General features: G+C 61.8%; 1 protein-coding gene and 1 pseudogene. Both read left to right on the top strand.

Annotated features, from left to right (window positions below):
• A pseudogene (locus ON21_RS37505) lies at positions 1-421 on the top strand (hypothetical protein); the annotation flags it as partial.
• Positions 422-817: 396 nt separating this feature from the next.
• Positions 818-1,946, top strand: a 1,129-nt coding sequence (locus tag ON21_RS30415; protein WP_039803675.1) for an IS256 family transposase, incomplete at its 3' end; no start/stop codon positions are given.

The following is a 1,946-nucleotide window of genomic DNA, read 5'->3' as shown; positions in this document are numbered from 1 at the left end:
ACTAGAACGCACCTTTGTCGACAAAGCCTCCGGAAAGGACACCACGCGCCCCAAACTCGATGAGATGATCTACTTTGTCCCCGACGGCGACACCGTCGTCGTACACTCCCGGCCTCCAACCTCGACGATCTGCGGCGGCTCGAACGCAACCTCACCGGCAAAGGTGACAGGTCGAATTCGTCAAGGACAGAACAACTTTGACTGGCGAGAAAGCGCCCATGGCGAACCTGCTACTGACCATGATGGGGCGCTTTCGAAGAGTTCGAATGCGCCGTCATCCTCCAATGCCAACGACGACGCGAAGGCGTCGCCGCAGCCAAGTCCTGCGGCGTCTACAGCGGCCGCAACCCCGACCTCACCGCCGAACAGGCACAACGACTGCGCGACCGCGCCGCCGTTGGCGAACCAAGAGCGGCGCTGACCAATAAATTCGGCATCAGCAAGCGAGACCGTCTACAACTATCTGCGCACCGACGTCGCATAGAACGGCCAACTATGAGCAGCTGCGAGAGATCTCGGCCACCGAACTACGAAGATCGCAACCGAACCCGCGGCCTGGTCCCCGTCCCCGGGGGCGTCACCGTCCGGGTGGTCGAATATGAGATCGCCAACCGCGACAACGACTCACTCCGAAACCCACCCACCTGACCAGTTATCGTACGTCCATCCTCAGGCTCTCCCCCACTGTAACATTCAGCGTCGCAGACGATTTGGTTGCAAACAACACCTGAATATTCGCCGGGACTGTCGGAACAACGGCGGATTTGGCCTTGGTCTGACTGGCCGGACCTGATGGTTCGGCGGGAAGGATCGAGCAGTGTCGGAGACACTCGACGCCGTGGCGAAGAAGGACACGGCGGATACCAAGAAGCTGGCCGAGCAGCTGCTGAAGCAGGCCAAGGAGCAGGGCATCGACCTGGTCGGCCCGGGTGGGTTGCTCAACCAGCTGACCAAGACCGTGCTCGAGACCGCGTTGGAAGCGGAGATGACCGAGCATGTCGGCTACGAGAAACACGACCCGGCCGGGCGTGGAACACCGAACTCTCGCAACGGAACTCGCTCGAAGACGGTGGTCACCGAGATCGGTCCGGTCGAGATCGATGTGCCGCGTGATACCAGTTCGACGTTCGAACCGAAGATCGTCAGGAAACGTCAGCGGCGGTTGTCGGGGGTCGATGAGATCGTGTTGTCGCTGACCGCGAAGGGGTTGACGACCGGGGAGATCTCGGCGCATTTCGCTGAGATCTACGGCGCTTCGGTGTCCAAGGACACCGTCTCCGCGATTACCGACAAGGTGGTCGCGGAGATGACCGACTGGTGCAACCGGCCTCTCGATCGTGTGTATCCGGTCGTGTTCATCGATGCGATCCACGTGAAGATCCGAGATGGACAGGTCACCAACCGTCCGATCTACGTGGTCATCGGTGTCACCGTGGCCGGTGAGCGCGACATCCTCGGGTTGTGGGCCGGCGACGGTGGCGAGGGCGCCAAGTTTTGGCTCGCTGTGCTGACCGAGATCAAGAACCGCGGCGTCGCCGATGTGTGCATCGCCGTCTGCGATGGGCTCAAAGGCTTGCCGGAGGCGATCACCACCGTCTGGGAACGGACGATCGTGCAAACGTGTGTGATCCACCTGCTGCGCAACTCGTTCCGATACGCCGCCCGGCAGTATTGGGACCAGATGAGCCGTGACCTCAAGCCGGTCTACACCGCACCGACCGAGGCCGCGGCAAAAGAACGGTTCGGTGAGTTCGCCACGAAGTGGGGGCCACGGTATCCGGCGATCGTCAGATTGTGGGAGAACGCGTGGAGTGAGTTCGTGCCCTTCCTCGACTACGACGTCGAGATAAGGCGGGTCATCTGCTCAACCAACGCCATCGAGTCCCTCAACGCCCGCTACCGCAGGGCGGTGCGGGCGCGCGGGCATTTCCCGACCGAGCAGGCAG

The organism is Nocardia araoensis NBRC 100135 (genome assembly GCF_000308435.1).
Taxonomy (GTDB): Bacteria; Actinomycetota; Actinomycetes; order Mycobacteriales; family Mycobacteriaceae; genus Nocardia; species Nocardia araoensis.
Note: the sequence above shows the minus strand (reverse complement) of the source record. Positions and strands in the feature narration are given on the sequence as shown.